Origin of the sequence: Vibrio tritonius, from assembly GCF_001547935.1 — a bacterium.
Lineage (GTDB): Bacteria > Pseudomonadota > Gammaproteobacteria > Enterobacterales > Vibrionaceae > Vibrio > Vibrio tritonius.
The window spans coordinates 452,329-469,299 of sequence record NZ_AP014635.1; the positions used below are offsets into that span (position 1 = coordinate 452,329).

General features: G+C 42.6%; 14 protein-coding genes. 9 read left to right on the top strand and 5 right to left on the bottom strand.

Annotation, left to right across the window (positions count from 1 at the left end):
- Positions 1 to 50 precede the first annotated feature (50 nt).
- Positions 51 to 1,205, bottom strand: a complete 1,155-nt coding sequence (gene metK / locus JCM16456_RS02115) for a methionine adenosyltransferase (RefSeq protein ID WP_068711944.1) — start codon at positions 1,203 to 1,205, stop codon at positions 51 to 53.
- A gap of 319 nt (positions 1,206 to 1,524) precedes the next feature.
- Between metK and tkt the strand changes: the two genes are divergently transcribed.
- A complete protein-coding gene (gene tkt, locus JCM16456_RS02120; RefSeq protein ID WP_068711946.1) occupies positions 1,525 to 3,522 on the top strand; it encodes a transketolase in 1,998 nt (665 codons plus the stop codon).
- Positions 3,523 to 3,721: 199 nt separating this feature from the next.
- The gene (locus JCM16456_RS02125) at positions 3,722 to 5,815 is read left to right on the top strand and encodes a TonB-dependent receptor domain-containing protein (RefSeq protein ID WP_068711947.1); all 2,094 of its coding nucleotides are present in this window, start codon (positions 3,722 to 3,724) and stop codon (positions 5,813 to 5,815) included.
- Positions 5,816 to 5,917: 102 nt separating this feature from the next.
- On the opposite strand, the gene JCM16456_RS23510 is transcribed toward JCM16456_RS02125, so the two are convergent.
- From JCM16456_RS23510 to JCM16456_RS23515, 3 genes are all read right to left on the bottom strand, one after another.
- Positions 5,918 to 6,085, bottom strand: a complete 168-nt coding sequence (locus tag JCM16456_RS23510) for a hypothetical protein (RefSeq protein ID WP_156430427.1) — start codon at positions 6,083 to 6,085, stop codon at positions 5,918 to 5,920.
- A gap of 31 nt (positions 6,086 to 6,116) precedes the next feature.
- The gene (locus tag JCM16456_RS02130) at positions 6,117 to 7,013 is read right to left on the bottom strand and encodes a LysR family transcriptional regulator (RefSeq protein ID WP_068711951.1); all 897 of its coding nucleotides are present in this window, start codon (positions 7,011 to 7,013) and stop codon (positions 6,117 to 6,119) included.
- 354 nt (positions 7,014 to 7,367) lie between these two features.
- The gene (locus JCM16456_RS23515) at positions 7,368 to 7,535 is read right to left on the bottom strand and encodes a hypothetical protein (protein ID WP_156430428.1); all 168 of its coding nucleotides are present in this window, start codon (positions 7,533 to 7,535) and stop codon (positions 7,368 to 7,370) included.
- A gap of 228 nt (positions 7,536 to 7,763) precedes the next feature.
- Between JCM16456_RS23515 and epd the strand changes: the two genes are divergently transcribed.
- The 4 genes from epd to mscS all read left to right on the top strand — a co-directional run bounded on the left by epd (position 7,764) and on the right by mscS (position 12,449).
- Complete coding sequence (epd, locus tag JCM16456_RS02135; RefSeq protein ID WP_068711953.1) at positions 7,764 to 8,792, top strand: erythrose-4-phosphate dehydrogenase; 1,029 nt, start codon at positions 7,764 to 7,766, stop codon at positions 8,790 to 8,792.
- Between the two features lie 158 nt (positions 8,793 to 8,950).
- The gene (locus tag JCM16456_RS02140; protein WP_068711955.1) at positions 8,951 to 10,111 is read left to right on the top strand and encodes a phosphoglycerate kinase; all 1,161 of its coding nucleotides are present in this window, start codon (positions 8,951 to 8,953) and stop codon (positions 10,109 to 10,111) included.
- A gap of 152 nt (positions 10,112 to 10,263) precedes the next feature.
- The gene (fbaA, locus tag JCM16456_RS02145) at positions 10,264 to 11,340 is read left to right on the top strand and encodes a class II fructose-bisphosphate aldolase (RefSeq protein WP_068711956.1); all 1,077 of its coding nucleotides are present in this window, start codon (positions 10,264 to 10,266) and stop codon (positions 11,338 to 11,340) included.
- Positions 11,341 to 11,582: 242 nt separating this feature from the next.
- A complete protein-coding gene (mscS, locus tag JCM16456_RS02150; protein ID WP_068711958.1) occupies positions 11,583 to 12,449 on the top strand; it encodes a small-conductance mechanosensitive channel MscS in 867 nt (288 codons plus the stop codon).
- 89 nt (positions 12,450 to 12,538) lie between these two features.
- On the opposite strand, the gene JCM16456_RS02155 is transcribed toward mscS, so the two are convergent.
- Entirely contained in the window at positions 12,539 to 13,171 is a 633-nt protein-coding gene (locus JCM16456_RS02155) for a LysE/ArgO family amino acid transporter (RefSeq protein WP_068711960.1), read from the bottom strand.
- 117 nt (positions 13,172 to 13,288) lie between these two features.
- Here JCM16456_RS02155 and JCM16456_RS02160 point away from each other — a divergent pair, with 117 nt between their 5' ends.
- The 3 genes from JCM16456_RS02160 (at position 13,289) to JCM16456_RS02170 (ending at position 16,941) form a co-directional block, all read left to right on the top strand.
- On the top strand, positions 13,289 to 14,185 hold the full coding sequence (locus JCM16456_RS02160) for a LysR family transcriptional regulator ArgP (RefSeq protein WP_068711965.1): 897 nt from the start codon (positions 13,289 to 13,291) through the stop codon (positions 14,183 to 14,185).
- A gap of 60 nt (positions 14,186 to 14,245) precedes the next feature.
- Entirely contained in the window at positions 14,246 to 14,959 is a 714-nt protein-coding gene (locus tag JCM16456_RS02165) for an SIMPL domain-containing protein (protein WP_068711967.1), read from the top strand.
- A 158-nt stretch (positions 14,960 to 15,117) separates the two neighbouring features.
- Positions 15,118 to 16,941 carry a sensor domain-containing diguanylate cyclase gene (locus JCM16456_RS02170; protein WP_068711969.1) on the top strand — a complete coding sequence of 608 codons (1,824 nt, stop codon included), beginning with the start codon at positions 15,118 to 15,120 and terminating at the stop codon, positions 16,939 to 16,941.
- The last annotated feature ends 30 nt before the right edge of the window (positions 16,942 to 16,971 follow it).

A 16,971-nucleotide genomic window follows, 5' to 3' on the forward strand; every position in this document is an offset into this window, starting at 1 on the left:
AAAAGCCCCAGCTATGCTAGGGCTTCTTCTCATTGAATTCTAAAATAAGCTTATTTTAGACCTGCGAATTCACGTAGAAGAGCAGCTTTGTCGGTTGCTTCCCATGGGAATTCTTCACGACCGAAGTGGCCGTATGCAGCAGTTTGTTTGTAGATAGGTTGAAGCAGGTTCAACATCTCTTGTAGACCATACGGACGTAGGTCGAAGTATTGACGTACTGCTTTAACAATCACGTCAGTTGATACTTTTTCAGTACCAAATGTTTCCACCATGATAGACGTTGGATCTGCCACGCCGATTGCGTAAGAAAGTTGGATTTCACAACGATCTGCAAGGCCAGCTGCTACGATGTTTTTCGCAACGTAACGTGCTGCATATGCTGCACTACGGTCAACTTTTGATGGATCTTTACCAGAGAATGCGCCGCCACCGTGACGAGCTGCACCGCCGTAAGTATCTACGATGATTTTACGACCAGTTAGACCACAGTCACCCATTGGACCACCGATAACGAAACGACCGGTTGGGTTGATGAAGTATTTAGTGTCTTTATCAAGCCATTCTGATGGAAGAATAGGTTTGATGATTTCTTCCATTACGCCTTCACGTAGATCAGCAGTTGATACGCTGTCTGAGTGTTGAGTAGAAAGAACCACTGCATCGATACCTACGATTTTGTTGTCATCGTATTTGAAGGTAACTTGAGATTTTGCATCAGGACGCAACCATGGAAGAGTACCATTTTTACGTACTTCTGCTTGGCGTTGCATTAGACGGTGCGCATAAGTCACTGGTGCTGGCATTAGCACGCTAGTTTCGTTAGTTGCGTAACCGAACATGATACCTTGGTCGCCTGCACCCTGTTCTTTAGGATCTGCTTTATCAACACCTTGGTTGATGTCTGGAGACTGTTTACCGATAGTGTTTAAAACTGCACAAGTGTTAGCATCAAAGCCCATATCTGAGCCAGTGTAACCAATTTCACGTACAGTTTGACGAGTCAGTTCTTCGATATCAACCCACGCAGAAGTGGTTACTTCACCACCAACCATAACCATGCCGGTTTTTACGTAAGTTTCGCAAGCAACACGTGCTTTTGGATCTTGTTCCAGAATTGCATCAAGTACCGCATCAGAGATTTGGTCTGCAATTTTATCTGGATGGCCTTCTGAAACGGATTCAGAAGTGAACAGGTGCTTAGCCATGATAACTCCAATCTTCTATCTAATAGAGTAGCTGTCAGGACTTCGCTACTCTGCACTATCGATTAATATGTAGGCGTTTCTACATCTAGACGTCTATTCTAGAATGCAACAATCAAATTACAAGTTCTTTTTTGTATTAGTCATAACTAATCGTTTGCATAGAAGCTGAACAGTCTGCTGGGGGAGTGAGAAAAATTGTGGGAGTGCTTGGCAAAATCACAGTAAGGCTACCGTAAAAGGTTTGCAGTGATAGAAGGGCTTTGCGACAATACTGCCACCTTGTTATGGATAATTTATTTCTGCTTTTTTAGGAGCTGACATGTCTTCTCGCAAACATTTGGCGAACGCAATTCGTGCACTAAGTATGGACGGTGTTCAACAAGCTAATTCTGGTCACCCTGGCGCCCCGATGGGCATGGCTGATATCGCTGAAGTACTTTGGCGTAGCCACTTGAATCACAACCCGAAAAACCCACAATGGGCTGACCGCGACCGTTTCGTTCTTTCTAACGGCCATGGCTCAATGTTGATCTACTCTTTATTGCACCTATCTGGTTACGATCTTTCTATTAATGATCTGAAAAACTTCCGTCAGCTTCACTCTAAAACGCCTGGTCACCCAGAATACGGTTATGCGCCTGGCGTTGAAACGACCACTGGCCCTCTAGGTCAAGGTATCACTAACGCTGTAGGTATGGCGCTAGCTGAGAAAGCGCTTGCGGCTCAATTCAACAAAGAAGGCCACGATATCGTTGACCACTTCACTTATGTATTCATGGGTGACGGTTGTATGATGGAAGGTATTTCTCATGAAGCATGTTCATTAGCAGGCACGCTAGGCCTAGGTAAATTGGTAGCGTTTTGGGACGACAATGGCATCTCTATCGATGGTGATGTTGATGGTTGGTTCTCTGACGATACACCTAAACGCTTTGAAGCGTATGGTTGGCATGTTATCCCAGCAGTTGATGGTCACGATGCTGACGCAATTAACGCTGCGATTGAAGCTGCTAAAGCAGAAACGTCACGTCCTACTCTGATTTGTTGCAAAACCATCATTGGTTTTGGTTCACCAAACAAGGCGGGTTCTCATGATTGTCACGGTGCTCCACTGGGCGCAGATGAAATCAAAGCTGCGCGTGATTTCCTTGGCTGGAACTACGCTCCGTTTGAAATTCCGGCTGATATCTATACTCAGTGGGATGCAAAAGAAGCGGGCTCTGCGAAAGAAGTCGCTTGGGACCAAAAATTCGCGGCTTATGAAGCAGCTTATCCAGAACTTGCAGCCGAATTTAAACGCCGTGTAGCTGGCGAACTTCCTGCTAATTGGGAAGAAGTATCAAATGCTGTGATTGCGGATCTACAAGCTAACCCAGCAAATATCGCTTCTCGTAAAGCATCACAAAATGCACTAGAAGCATTCGGTAAAGTGCTTCCTGAGTTTATGGGCGGCTCTGCAGACCTTGCTCCATCAAACCTCACCATGTGGTCTGGTTCTAAATCATTGACTGCTGAAGATGCGTCAGGCAACTACATCCACTATGGTGTGCGTGAGTTCGGTATGACAGCCATCATCAATGGTATCGCTCTGCACGGTGGTTTTGTTCCTTACGGCGCGACTTTCCTAATGTTTATGGAATACGCTCGTAACGCAATGCGCATGGCTGCTTTGATGAAAATTCAAAACATCCAAGTGTACACTCACGACTCAATTGGTCTGGGTGAAGATGGCCCAACTCACCAACCGGTTGAGCAAATCGCTTCACTACGCCTAACGCCAAACATGAGCACATGGCGTCCTTGTGACCAAGTGGAATCTGCAGTGGCTTGGAAACTGGCTATTGAGCGCAAAGATGCACCATCTGCATTGATCTTCTCTCGTCAAAACCTAGCGCAACAACCACGTACTGCTGAGCAAGTGGCTGATATTGCTAAAGGTGGTTACATCCTAAAAGACAGCGCAGGCAAGCCTGAACTGATTCTGATTGCGACGGGTTCTGAAGTAGAGCTCGCCGTTAATGCTGCTGCTGAATTGGAAAAAGAAGGCAAAGCGGTACGTGTTGTCTCTATGCCATCAACTGACATCTTCGACAAACAAGACGCCGCTTACCGTGAAGCCGTTCTTCCTGCAGACGTAACAGCTCGTGTTGCTATCGAAGCAGGTATTGCTGATTTCTGGTACAAATACGTCGGCTTTAATGGTCGCATCGTTGGTATGACGACATTCGGCGAATCTGCACCAGCAGGTGAGCTATTCAAGCAATTTGGTTTCACAACTGAAAACGTTGTAGCAAAAGCAAAAGAGTTGCTTGCGTAACTGCCATTTGTGTTAAAGAAAAGGTCCTGCCTAGCGTAGGGCCTTTTTATTTGTCCCTTCCTTCGTTTACATATCTTTACCTTTGTTCCGTTTTCGGGTCATTCCATTCCACATTTCTATCTATTTTTTGTCAGTTAGATGTGAATAATTCTCAAATTGACTTTGATAATTATTTTCATTTAATTCTGGGAAATGTTTTATGTACAAGGGAACGAAATCTAAGGTTTCTATTGCGATATCTTTAGCTGTAATAGCGCATTCACCTGTGTTTGCTAATGAGTCAGCTCAAGAAGCTGATGAAACGGTCGTGGTCACCGCGTCTGGTTTTGAACAAAATATAACTAGAGCTCCAGCCACCATGTCGGTAATCACAGCAGAAGATATCGAGAAAAAATCATACACAGACATCACTGATGTATTAAAAAATATCTCTGGAGTGCAAATCTCTGGTGGTGGTATCGAACAGTCGGTCATGATCCGTGGTATGTCATCTGATTACACTCTATTTCTTATTGATGGACGCCCTGTTCAAGGTAATGATGCATTTGGCTTGAATGGTCTGCAAGAAGGCGCTCCGATAAACTTTTTGCCTCCGGTTTCAGAAATTGAGCGAGTAGAAGTCATTCGTGGTCCAGCATCATCCTTATATGGGTCTGATGCGATGGGCGGTGTAATCAACATTATTACCAAAAAAGTCACCAATGAATGGAGCGGCAGCGTTTCAACTGAATACAGTAAAGCGGATAGCGCGAACAAGGTGAATGAAGATGCAACGCAAACCAACGTATCTTTGAATGCTCCTTTAATCAAAGACAAGCTTTCTCTACAACTCAGTGGTTCTTTCCTAAATCAAGACGAGAGTCATTTTATTGGTGGAGACGATTCAGAAGCTTCTGATCCTGAGTTTAAACGACGCAATTTCAGCTCGAAAATGAATTGGGCAATCAATGATGATAACCGCATTTCATTTGGTTACAGTCGTTATCAACAAGAGCGAACTCATACTCCAGGTATCAGTATTGCTGAAACCGAAACAAGTAAAGATGGAACGGTGAGCGATGCTGAGATCAGCTATAACAAATCGATTCGTGATACCTATTTTATCGAACACGAAGGCCATTTTGATGGCATGCGCCTTAAATCTTATGTGAATTATGACCATTCAGAAAACCCATCTCGAGTGAATGAAAATACAGGCAATGGGATCACCTTTGATGTACTGACAGTGAATTCACTGGCCAATTGGTTTTGGGATTCAAACACCCTGACCTTAGGGTTTACCTACAAAAATGAAAAGTTAAAAGATGGCGCAACAAATGGGTTATCAGAACCAGTTGTAGCCGATGAAAACGCGATAAATAAAATGGAGCGTTATCAATATTCAATATTTGCTGAAAACGAATGGTTACCTCTCGAAGATTGGTCAATTGTGTTAAGTGGACGCTTGGATGATAACGAAGCATTTGGTCGTCATTTTAGTCCGAAAATTTATAGCGTATATGGAATCAATGACGAATGGGTTCTTAAAGGTGGTGTCACATCGGGTTATAAAGCACCTAGTTTACGTCAGAGCGCAACTGACTTTGGTTCGACATCTCGTGGTGGTGTTATTATTGGTAACCCAGAATTAAAGCCTGAAACGAGTGTTAACTATGAAATCGGTCTTGGATTCGATGATAAGGTCGAATCGGGCATATCTGCTACATTAACGGCTTATATCACCGAGTTTGAAGATAAAATTAATCGAACCGGTCGAGTCTGTGCGCAAAATGCAGCATGTACCTACAATGGCACTAACTACCCAGCTCACCAATATGGATATACCGCTTATGAAAATGTTGCCAAAGCGGAAATGTCAGGTATTGAAGCGACAATGGATTACCAGATCAATCAAGATGTGTTATTACGTCAATCGTATACTTTCACCAAAACAGAACAAAAGAGCGGTGATTATAAAGGCAAGCCTTTAAATGATGTGGCTAAGCATATGTACAATGCCTCTCTTGAATGGCAAGCGAACGAACGTTTAATGCTTTGGGGACAAGGTAATTACCGTAGTAAGACAACGGGTTCTTGGACAACAGGCTCAAGTAGCAGCAGTAATAATGGTATTGCAGTACCAAGCTACACTTTTGTCGATATTGGTTTAGTGTATTCACCGAAGAAAGACCTGAAATTAAAAGCGGGTGTTTATAACCTGTTTAATAAAGAAGTCAATCCTGATGAAAATGAAAACTATTCATACATCTTAGATGGTCGAAAATACAACATAGCATTAACCTACGCATTCTAATTAAAGCCCCTTTTTAAGGGGCTTTATACCCAAGTAACCTCAAGATGCGGTTTCAGCGAGAATGTATTCGCTTATAGGCAAGGCACCGATTTGAATACATAGTTATTCTACGTAGAAAATCGGTAACGTAGCATAGAGGCGAATACAACTCGCCCTTTGGGAGCTCATCAACAAGCCCATTTCTGCGCTCAATGACGTTGAAAGGGAATGACCATTCCTGCCGTCATTGAGCTTGACCTGTGCTCGTTGATGACGCTCTGAAGTCTGCATCTTGAGGTCATTTGGGTATATATTTGAGGAATTATGACCAGTTTTCAGGTCTTTGTTTTAGCATCGACTCGATAAACAATCTAAGACGTAATGGCGGTCGACCCAAAGGATAGTAATAATTTATTTTTACTGGATCTGAATACCATCCTGAAAGGCAATTAATAAGACTTCCTGGATGTGAACGGATAAAACCATTTGCAAAGGCGGTTGGGAGTAATCCAATACCTAAACCTTTTTTGATGGTATCGGCTTGCATTGCTAAGTGATCGTTTTGTAGTCGGCTTTCAAATGAAGGAAGTACATAATTCCCTTCTTCATGATGGCTCAATTTTAATCCTCCCTGACGAAAGGAAATAAAATCAATCCAATCATGCTCATTGAGCTGGCTGGGGTGGTTGATTGGACCATGCTCTAGTAAGTAGCTGGGGGAAGCATAAACACCATAACGCCAGCGGCCTAGTTGTGCGCAGTGATACCCTTCAGCGTGGTTTAAGCCTATCCAAACAATCAAATCAGGAGTTAACTGAGAGTTGGAAGGATTATATTGGCTATGTACGCGAAAACGTATATTGGGGTGGTCCAGCATAAAACTGTCGATCACTTTTGCCATCCATCCGCGCATCAAATTAGGATCAACAGCAATGACTAATTCGCCTGAAACTTGATGGTCAAGTTCTTGTAATGCTTCTTGGCTTTTGGCTGCAATATCGATCAATTGCTCAGAGTAAGAATGAAATATCTCTCCAGCCTTAGTTAGCGTGAGTCTGTTGCCATCTCGAGCCACCAAGGCTTGACCTAAATCCTCTTCTAGTTGTGCCAAACGCCTACTGAGGGTCGATTTAGGTTGGTCTAATTCCCTAGCCGCAGCGGTAAGGCTTTTATATTCACAAAGCGCATTAAATGCTCGGATTGCAGCTAAGTCGTGCATAAGTTCTCCAGTGACATTTTTGTTCCTTATGTGGAACAAATGGTTCGCAATAGGTAACTCGTTTTTACCTGAGAGCTGGGTAGAATTTAGAGGGGGTGAGACCAATTATCATTTAGGGGTAGGTTGAAGTCTATGTCACTGAGAAGGTTAAAGTGTGTCTAATTGTTCCAAATTGGTACGATTAGTTACAAACGTGATGATATATGTGGATAGCTAATACAGAAAGTTTATTCATGCTTTTTCTGAATATAAGTGATTATACCCAAGTAACCTCAAGATGCGGTTTCAGCGAGAATGTATTCGCTCATAGGCAAGGCACCGATTTGAATACATAGTTATACTTTGAATACATAGTTATTCTACGTAGAAAATCGGTAACGCAGCATAGGAGCGAATACAACTCGCCCTTTGGGAGCTCATCAACAAGCCCATTTCAGCGCCCAATGACGTTGAAAGGGAATGACCATTCCTTCCGTCATTGAGCTTGACCTGTGCTCGTTGATGAAGCTCTGAAGTCTGCATCTTGAGGTCATTTGGGTATAGAAAGATTGTTTTATTTGGTTTTACTGCGTGGGGGAAACCTTTTTACCGAAGCCGTGATAGCTTAAGCACAAAATATGCTTTAGTTAATGCATGATTTTGCTGTTGGAGGGCAGTTCAGTATCGAGGGGGGCTTTTTGGAATTCCGAGTGTCAATTGATGCAGAATGGAGTACTATCGCATCAAGATCAACGGTATGGTGCGGGAGCAATGGTAAGGGTAGCCATTAATGGATTTGGACGGATTGGTCGTAATGTTTTACGAGCAGTTTATGAAAGTGGAAAAAGCCAAAATATCAAAGTAGTCGCCGTCAATGAGTTGGCTAATCCGGATGCGATGGCTCATTTACTTCAATATGACACCAGTCATGGTCGTTTTGGTAAGAAAATTACAAATGATCAAGAACATTTGTATATTCACCATGATGATGGCAATTTCGACACGGTGCGCATCCTTCATTTAGCCGATATTCCAATGTTACCTTGGCGTGATCTCGGGGTTGATATTGTGCTCGATTGTACCGGTGTTTATGGTTGTCGAGATGACGGTTTGCAACATATCCAAGCTGGGGCGAAAAAGGTGCTCTTTTCTCACCCGGGATCTCACGATCTTGATAACACGATTATTTATGGCGTCAATCAAGATACGCTGACCTCTGCTCATCATATCGTGTCGAATGGATCCTGCACCACGAACTGTATCGTGCCGATTATCAAAGTATTAGATGAAAACTTCGGCATCGACTCTGGAACCATTACCACAATACATTCGTCAATGAATGATCAGCAGGTTATCGATGCTTATCACTCAGATTTACGCCGTACTCGGGCTGCAAGCCAGTCTATTATTCCTGTTGATACTCGCCTTCATAAAGGGATAGAGCGTATCTTCCCTAAATTTTCTAACCGTTTTGAAGCAATATCTGTCCGCGTACCGACGGTGAACGTAACAGCGATGGATTTGAGTGTCACAATTAATACAAAAGTGAAAGTTAATGACGTAAATCAAACCATCATTGAGGCATCTCGGTGTACATTACGTCACATAGTTGATTATACTGAAGCACCGCTTGTTTCCATCGATTTTAATCACGATCCCCACAGTGCGATTGTGGATGGAACTCAAACGCGAGTAAGTAATGGGCATCTGGTAAAAATGCTTGTATGGTGTGATAACGAATGGGGATTTGCTAACAGGATGCTCGATACAGCGTTAGCAATGCAGGCAACTGAGTCATAGCCCACATTTAGAGAAAAAAATATTTATTTTCTACTGTGAAATAAATATCCTCTACCCCATATCGGAAAAAGTAGTACGAAAAAGAATACCGAAAACCCGGCTAGTGATAGGCGGGGTGAACAAACTTTATTACTTATAAAAATTTGAGAGGACAAACCATGTCTGTAATCAAGATGACTGACCTGGAACTAGCAGGCAAACGCGTATTTATCCGTGCTGACCTAAACGTGCCAGTAAAAGACGGAAAAGTGACTTCTGATGCGCGTATTCTTGCATCACTGCCAACCATCAAACACTGCCTAGCAGCTGGCGCTAAAGTAATGGTGACTTCTCACCTTGGCCGCCCAACTGAAGGTGAGTACAACGAAGAATTCTCTCTACAACCTGTCGTTAACTACTTAAACGACGCACTAGATTGCGAAGTGAAACTAGCTAAAGACTACCTAGACGGTCTTGAACTAAACGCTGGTGAATTGGTTGTTCTTGAAAACGTTCGCTTCAACAAAGGCGAAAAGAAAAACGAAGACGAGCTATCTAAAAAATACGCAGCACTATGTGACGTATTCGTAATGGATGCATTCGGTACTGCTCACCGCGCTCAAGCTTCTACTTACGGCGTTGGCGTTTTCGCTCCTATCGCTTGTGCTGGTCCTCTACTAGCTAATGAACTTGAAGCTCTAGGCAAAGCAATGGACAAACCTGCACGTCCAATGGTTGCTATCGTAGGTGGTTCTAAAGTTTCTACTAAACTGACTGTTCTTGAGTCTCTATCTAAAATTGCTGACCAACTTGTTGTTGGTGGTGGTATTGCTAACACCTTTATCGCAGCAGCTGGTCACAACGTAGGTAAATCTCTATACGAAGCTGACCTAGTTGATACAGCGAAAAAACTGATGGAAGAGTGTGCGATTCCAGTAGCAACTGACGTTGCATGTGCTAAAGCATTCGACGAAAACGCAGAAGCTGAAATCAAGAAAGTTGAAGACGTTCAAGACGACGACATGATCTTCGACCTTGGTCCTGATTCAACTGCACAACTAGCTGAAATTCTTAAAAACGCAAAAACTATTCTTTGGAATGGTCCTGTTGGCGTATTTGAATTCAAAAACTTCGAAGCGGGTACTAAAGGTATCTCTGAAGCGATTGCTGCTTCTGAAGGTTTCTCTGTTGCAGGTGGTGGTGACACTTTGGCTGCTATCGATAAATTCGGTATCAAAGCTGACGTATCTTACATCTCTACTGGCGGCGGTGCTTTCCTTGAATTCGTTGAAGGCAAAAAACTTCCAGCTGTTGAAATGCTAGAGTCACGCGCAAAATAATATAAAGCAGAAGGCGAGGGAAACCTCGCTTTCTTGTTTGCTGCATACAGAGCACCCTTCTGTTAGAATAGGCCAAGCTACTGTAGGCAGTTGTTTACAAGATTTTAACTTAACCGTTTTATTTTAAAACGAGAAAATATAGGATCAAATCCATGTCTAAGGTCTTCGATTTCGTAAAACCAGGTGTTATTTCTGGTGATGATGTACAGAAAGTATTTGAAGTTGCAAAAGAAAACAACTTCGCGATTCCAGCTGTGAACTGTGTAGGTTCTGACTCTGTAAACGCAGTACTAGAAGCTGCAGCGAAAGCGAAAGCTCCAGTAATCGTTCAGTTCTCTAACGGCGGTGCTGCTTTCTTCGCTGGTAAAGGTCTAAAACTGGAAGGTCAAGAAGCTCAAATTCTTGGTGCTATCGCTGGTGCAAAACACGTTCACACTGTTGCTGAATACTACGGTGTTCCAGTAATCCTTCACACTGACCACGCTGCGAAAAAACTTCTACCATGGATTGACGGTCTACTAGATGCTGGCGAAAAACACTTCGCTGAAACAGGTAAGCCTCTATTCTCTTCTCACATGATCGACTTGTCTGAAGAGTCTCTAGAAGACAACATTGCAATCTCTGCTAAATACCTAGAACGCATGGCTAAAATGAACATGACTCTAGAGATTGAACTAGGTTGTACTGGTGGTGAAGAAGACGGCGTTGATAACTCTGATATGGATTCTTCAGAGCTATACACTTCTCCTGAAGATGTTGCATACGCGTACGAAAAACTAAACGCAATTAGCCCACGTTTCACTATCGCGGCTTCTTTCGGTAACGTACACGGTGTTTACAAACCAGGTAACGTTGTACTAACTCCAACTATCCTACGTGATTCTCAAAAATACGTTTCTGAGAAATTCAATCTTCCTGCAAACTCTTTGAACTTCGTATTCCACGGTGGTTCAGGTTCTTCTGCAGAAGAGATCAAAGAATCAATCAGCTACGGTGTTATCAAAATGAACATCGATACTGACACTCAATGGGCTTGCTGGAACGGTATTCGTCAATACGAAGCTGAAAACCACGATTACCTACAAGGTCAAATCGGTAACCCAACTGGCGAAGATGCTCCAAACAAAAAATACTACGATCCACGTGTATGGCTACGTGCTGGTCAAACTTCAATGGTTACACGCCTTGAAGAAGCATTCGCTAACCTTAACGCAATCGACGTACTGTAATTTCAGTCTGGTTTATTCGTTTTCAAAAACCCGCTCATTGAGCGGGTTTTTTTATGTCTATCCATCGTCATCCATCGTCAAATTTCCGCAAAGCCCTAGCGAACGAGGATGATTTTGCTTAACCTGTAAGGAATTACTTGTTGAATTTACGTTCTTTTTTATAAAGACCTAATACCAGCAGGGGGATAGCTATAGGACTCTCTAGTGCCATAGCTCGGCTCATTTTAATAGAGGACAACTAGATGGCTAGTGAACCGGTAGGTATTGATACCTCCATCGTCAACAATATCGAGCATGTGAATACGTGGTTGACAAAAAACTCGGATTTATTGATTCAATACGGCATCAATTTTATGTGGGCGCTGGTTATCCTGATCGTAGGTAACTTTGTCGTCAAGTTGATTGCCGGCAGTATTTCTAAGGTGTTGAAAAAGCGCCGGATGGATAAAGCCGTGATCGACTTTATTAATGCCATTGTACGTTATTTACTTTTTATCGTGGTGTTGATGGCGGCGTTGGGCAAATTAGGTATTCAAACTGCCTCTGTTGTTGCTGTGATTGGTGCCGCAGGTTTAGCGGTTGCACTGGCTTTGCAAGGGTCATTATCTAACTTTGCTGCTGGTGTCTTGATTGTGGCATTTCGTCCGTTTAAATCTGGGGATTATGTCGAAGTGGGTGGGGTTGCTGGTTCAGTCGATTCTATTCAAATTTTCCAAACCGTGCTCAGCTCTCCAGATAACAAAATGGTTGTAGTACCTAACTCTTCCATCATCGGTGGTCCAATTACTAACTATTCACGCCATAAAACTCGTCGTGTCGATTTAGTTATTGGTGTCTCTTACAAAGCGGATTTGAGAAAAACCAAACAAGTCTTACGCGACGTATTAGATAAAGATGAACGTGTTCTAAAAGATCCTGAACCAACCATTGGTGTGTTAGCACTTGCCGATTCTTCGGTGAACTTTGTCGTTCGCCCATGGGTTAAAACGGAAAACTATTGGCCTGTTTATTGGGATCTCATGCTTAACATAAAAGAAGCACTAGATGAGAACGGCATCGAAATTCCATTCCCACAAATGGATGTTCATTTGAACAAGCTCGAATCGTAAGATTTTGCGTATCGGAAGTTGAAAACGGAGGCGATGAGCCTCCGTTTTGCTATCTGTATGAATAAGCTCGCAACCCAATTCACGCATGTTTAAAAGTGGTTTAAATAGAGCTGTTTTGTCAGAGTAAATGCCAATACAAACATCATCGCTGAAATCAGCATATCGATAATTTGTTGTGCTTTAGGTTTAGATAATATGTGACTCAATTTTGCCGCACCGATTGAGATAGTAAAAAACCAAACAAAAGAGGCGGATATGGTGCCAACGGCAAATGCGAGACGGTCTGTTCCATGAAATTGCCCACCTAGAGAGCCTAAGATAACGACTGTATCTAGATAAAGGTGCGGATTAAATACGGTAACAGCGCAAGCACCAAGGATGACCGCAATTCGACTACTTTTGCTAATCGAACTTGCGTTGCTGTCGTTTGCATACTCAAAGCGTAAAGCTCGTTTTAACGATTGAAAGCCATAAACGGACAAAAAGGCAATGCCTGCGATGGTGATGCCAATCAGTACATTTTCATGTTGCGATAAAATCGCACCAGCGCCAAAAATACCAAGAGACATGAAAAAGAGATCAAGGAAACTGCACACGGTTGCGGTTGTCAAATGATGGTGACGTTTGATGCCTTGATTCAATACATACGCATTTTGAGCACCAATAGGGATAATCATTGTCGCCCCTAAACTAAATCCCTGCAATGCTACCCAGTAATTCACTACAACCTCGTACAACAACATATGGAAGAAAAGAGCGGGCAAGATATCGATAATTTTTTAATAAGTATAATTAATCATTTTAATATATTATTAGCTAAATTAATCATGGAGAGTGTTATGCGTGGTTTAGACTACAAATGGATTGAAGCGTTGGATGCAGTATTGTCTCAAGGGAGTTTTGAACGCGCAGCAGAAGAGCTTTATATTTCCCAATCGGCGGTATCACAACGTATTAAGCAGCTCGAAAAATTTCTTGCTCAACCTGTTTTGGTGAGAAGTGCTCCACCACAAGCGACTCCTATAGGTAAAAAGTTACTTGGATTATATCGCAGGGTTAGTTTACTTGAGCAGGAAGTGGTTCCTGAGCTAACCAATCAGCCTCATTTACGACCTGTCTCCCTGACGATCGCGACAAATGCTGATAGTTTGGCTACCTGGGTTTTGCCTGCGTTAAATAAAATCATGACAACAGAAGCAGTTGCACTGCATTTCTCCATCTTAGATGAGTCTCGATCGATTCAAAAGATGAAAAGTGGCGAAGCCGTAGGGGCTATCAGTGTTGAGTCTCAGCCGCTGGTGGGGTGTAGTGCTGAATACTTGGGTAAGATGGAGTACCTCTGTGTCGCTAGTCCTGCATTTATTGAGCGGCATTTTGCTCAAGGCGTGAATCGTGACTCATTACTCCGCGCGCCAATGGTATCGTTTGACTCACAAGATGATCAACACAAGCGTTTCTTGTCGGAATATTTTGGTCTTTCACAAGATTTAAATATTAATCATAAGGTGGGCAGTTCTGAAGCGTTTGTGACGATGGCGAGATCAGGAATGGCCTATTGTATGATTCCAAAATTGCAAATTGAGCGCGAACTTGAGGCTGGTGAGTTAATCGATATTACCCCTGGGTATTCGTTGACGAACAGTATCTATTGGCATCACTGGCAGTTGGAAACCGGATTATTGAAAGACATTTCTCAAGCTATTGTACAAGGCGCACATTCTCGACTTGAACAATAAGCTAAGCGTAGTCTAATAAACGAGGTACAAATAGTAAGACTTTGGTTAGGAGAATTTCAGATGCAAAATTATCGACGTGCTCTAACACTACTTTGTTTAGGGCTTGGATTTTCTGTTAGTGTTCCTGCTGTAGCGCAGGATTTAAGCTTTCCTCATGTTATTACCACGGGAAGTGCTACATTGATGGTCAATCCTGATAAAGCGGTTATATCCAGTCAAATTCGGGTTACCCAGCCCACTGCCGATGCAGTGAAAAAGCAAGTGGATGGTGTTGTCGCACGATATACTAAAGACTTAAAAAAGAAGATAGATAAACGTTTTATCAGTAGCTCAAACCTCTCTATTTCGCCTCAGTATCACTATGGTGACAAAGGAGAAAGAACACTGGTTGGTTATGTGGGGTCTCGGTCTGTCGAGGTCACCATTAATGATCTTAACCAATTAAATGACCATATCAATCTGGCATTGACTGATGGTATGAATCAGATCTCTGGTATCCAGATGGGGTTGAAAGATCGGAAAGCATATGAAGATCGCGTATTAAAAGCAGCAATGGAAGATGCACAAAATAAAGCGCAATTTTTGGCAGCTGGTTTTCAAAGTAAGCTAGGTCAAGTTTGGCAGGTTGAGTACCATTCCGAGCAAAATACGCCACGTTACGAACGAGTGTCTTTGATGCAAAGTAAAGCGGCGGATGTCTCAAGCTCCTACCAGAATAGCCAGATAGAGCTTGACGCAAGTGTTGATGTTATTTATCGCATTGATACCCACTAAGCGGTTACTTTAGTGGTAAATTTTCTATTTATCGATAGTTTTTCCAACGGAGCTTTCGCTAACTGATATAATTATAACTCATTATCCATGAGCAGCAGTGGCGTATAGAATTGGTGAGAGTTAATCGTTGGATGTTCTTTTTAGGGTGCAGCAGCCTAATGATTATTGTGGCTGGGGCACTCTTTTATTCTCATCGCTATGAAATGCTACTTGAAAGTAGTTTGACTACGATTGCGGATAAAGCGGATACGCAGCTCGAGTTTAATCAAGAGCACTACGAGCGAGCAAGAAAGCAGACCCGTTCAATTGTCACTTTGCTTAGCCATGATCCTGCACTCTATGATTACTTCTTTGAGCCAACTAAGGAACAAGACCATCTAACAAAGTCGTTATCCGCTATGATGGCGAGCTTAGAGTGGTATAACCGAATCCGTTTTATTGATGCTGATGGCAACGAGAAAATTTCGATGGCCTACCAGGCTGATAATCAGCTGGTTCAGCAAGCAACTAATTTGCAGAACATCAATAATACTGAATTGTTTGCGTTTTTAACCTCGATTCCAGATCAGACAGTCGATGTCTGGGGAGCGCGGTGGGTTAACCCTTCATCAGTTTCATCTCAACCTCCGGAGGCTGTTTTTTACGTGGCAACCCCCGTGACACTGTTAGGCCAAAGGCATGGTTATGTAGTGTTGGATGTTAGCCTTTCAACCATGTATCAAAAAATCTTAATTTCTCCTCAGCGCGGGTTTCATCTGCAAATTCTCAATCAAGATGGCCAATACATCGCAGGTTCTAGCCGGCAATTAATTAATTCTCAGCAAGAAATGTGGTCTGGCGATCGTTTTAACACGTTATACCCACGCTCTTGGGATGTCATTCAAAAGACTCATCGTGGTGTTCTTACCGAGAATAATCACCTCATCATTTATCGACGGGTTGCTCTCTCCGATACCATTTCGCTCACCATGTTGGTGAACTTATCCCCCCAGCAGTTGCAACATGAGATCCAATACGAAATTGATGCTCTGAAAAATGAAGCCTATTTTGTTTTATTAATCATGTTGTTATTTGCTTTGCCTGCTGCAATGTTAGGGTATCACTATCATCGACGTAATATTGAAAGCAAGTTAGCACATGCCGCCTTGCACGGGATGTCGGCAGTGGCTATTTGTGATGCTCAATATCGAATTAAACTGGTCAACAAAACCTTTGAAAAAGCGATCAATATAAGAGGAAGTGATATTGAGGGGATGAACATGCTCGATTTTCTTCTTTCGGAATATGATAGCAATTTCAAACATCAAGTGATGCGCATGGTGCAAGAGCATTCATTGTGGCGTGGTGAAATCAATTACATAGCGCCCAATGGTGAATTGCTAGTGGTTTTGGTGAGATTCCAAGCTGTTTTAGAGCGTGGGCAAGTGAGTTATTACATCATCAGCCTAATTGATATCTCTGAGCGCAAAGCATTAGAAAATCGTTTACGAAAAATGAGTGAGCTCGATGACATGACTAAGCTGTGGAATCGGCGCAAGTTTGAAATCGAAATAAAAGAACATGCCAATAGAGTTAAACAACAAGATGGAATCTACTCAATTCTGGTGTTGCTTGATATAGATTACTTTAAGTTAATCAATGATGAATTGGGGCATGATGAGGGCGATAGAGTCATTATCTATATAGCCAGTACTTTGACAAAACTGGTACGAACAACGGACTTTGTTGCTCGTATTGGAGGGGAAGAGTTCGCCATTATAATGCCCAATACATCGGTAGAAGAGGCAACCCAACTGATGAATAGTATTCGTCAACACATAGCTGAAGATAAACTCGCGCGGGCGACGGTTAGTGTTGGTATCACCGACATCACCGAAGATAGAACCCAAACCTACAAGTGGGCAGATGTCGCCTTATACAGCGCAAAATCGGATGGTAGAAATCGAGTCAGCATCTGTTTGAGTAGTGAGGAAATTGCATAAAAACTCCCTATTCTTTTTGATAGTTTAATT

Coding starts and splice junctions, on each gene's coding strand:
- metK (WP_068711944.1), bottom strand. CDS start 1,205: ATGGCTAAGCACCTGTTCACTTCTGAATCCGTTTCAGAAGGCCATCCA.
- tkt (WP_068711946.1), top strand. CDS start 1,525: ATGTCTTCTCGCAAACATTTGGCGAACGCAATTCGTGCACTAAGTATG.
- JCM16456_RS02125 (WP_068711947.1), top strand. CDS start 3,722: ATGTACAAGGGAACGAAATCTAAGGTTTCTATTGCGATATCTTTAGCT.
- JCM16456_RS23510 (WP_156430427.1), bottom strand. CDS start 6,085: ATGCAGACTTCAGAGCGTCATCAACGAGCACAGGTCAAGCTCAATGAC.
- JCM16456_RS02130 (WP_068711951.1), bottom strand. CDS start 7,013: ATGCACGACTTAGCTGCAATCCGAGCATTTAATGCGCTTTGTGAATAT.
- JCM16456_RS23515 (WP_156430428.1), bottom strand. CDS start 7,535: ATGCAGACTTCAGAGCTTCATCAACGAGCACAGGTCAAGCTCAATGAC.
- epd (WP_068711953.1), top strand. CDS start 7,764: ATGGTAAGGGTAGCCATTAATGGATTTGGACGGATTGGTCGTAATGTT.
- JCM16456_RS02140 (WP_068711955.1), top strand. CDS start 8,951: ATGTCTGTAATCAAGATGACTGACCTGGAACTAGCAGGCAAACGCGTA.
- fbaA (WP_068711956.1), top strand. CDS start 10,264: ATGTCTAAGGTCTTCGATTTCGTAAAACCAGGTGTTATTTCTGGTGAT.
- mscS (WP_068711958.1), top strand. CDS start 11,583: ATGGCTAGTGAACCGGTAGGTATTGATACCTCCATCGTCAACAATATC.
- JCM16456_RS02160 (WP_068711965.1), top strand. CDS start 13,289: ATGCGTGGTTTAGACTACAAATGGATTGAAGCGTTGGATGCAGTATTG.
- JCM16456_RS02165 (WP_068711967.1), top strand. CDS start 14,246: ATGCAAAATTATCGACGTGCTCTAACACTACTTTGTTTAGGGCTTGGA.
- JCM16456_RS02170 (WP_068711969.1), top strand. CDS start 15,118: ATGATTATTGTGGCTGGGGCACTCTTTTATTCTCATCGCTATGAAATG.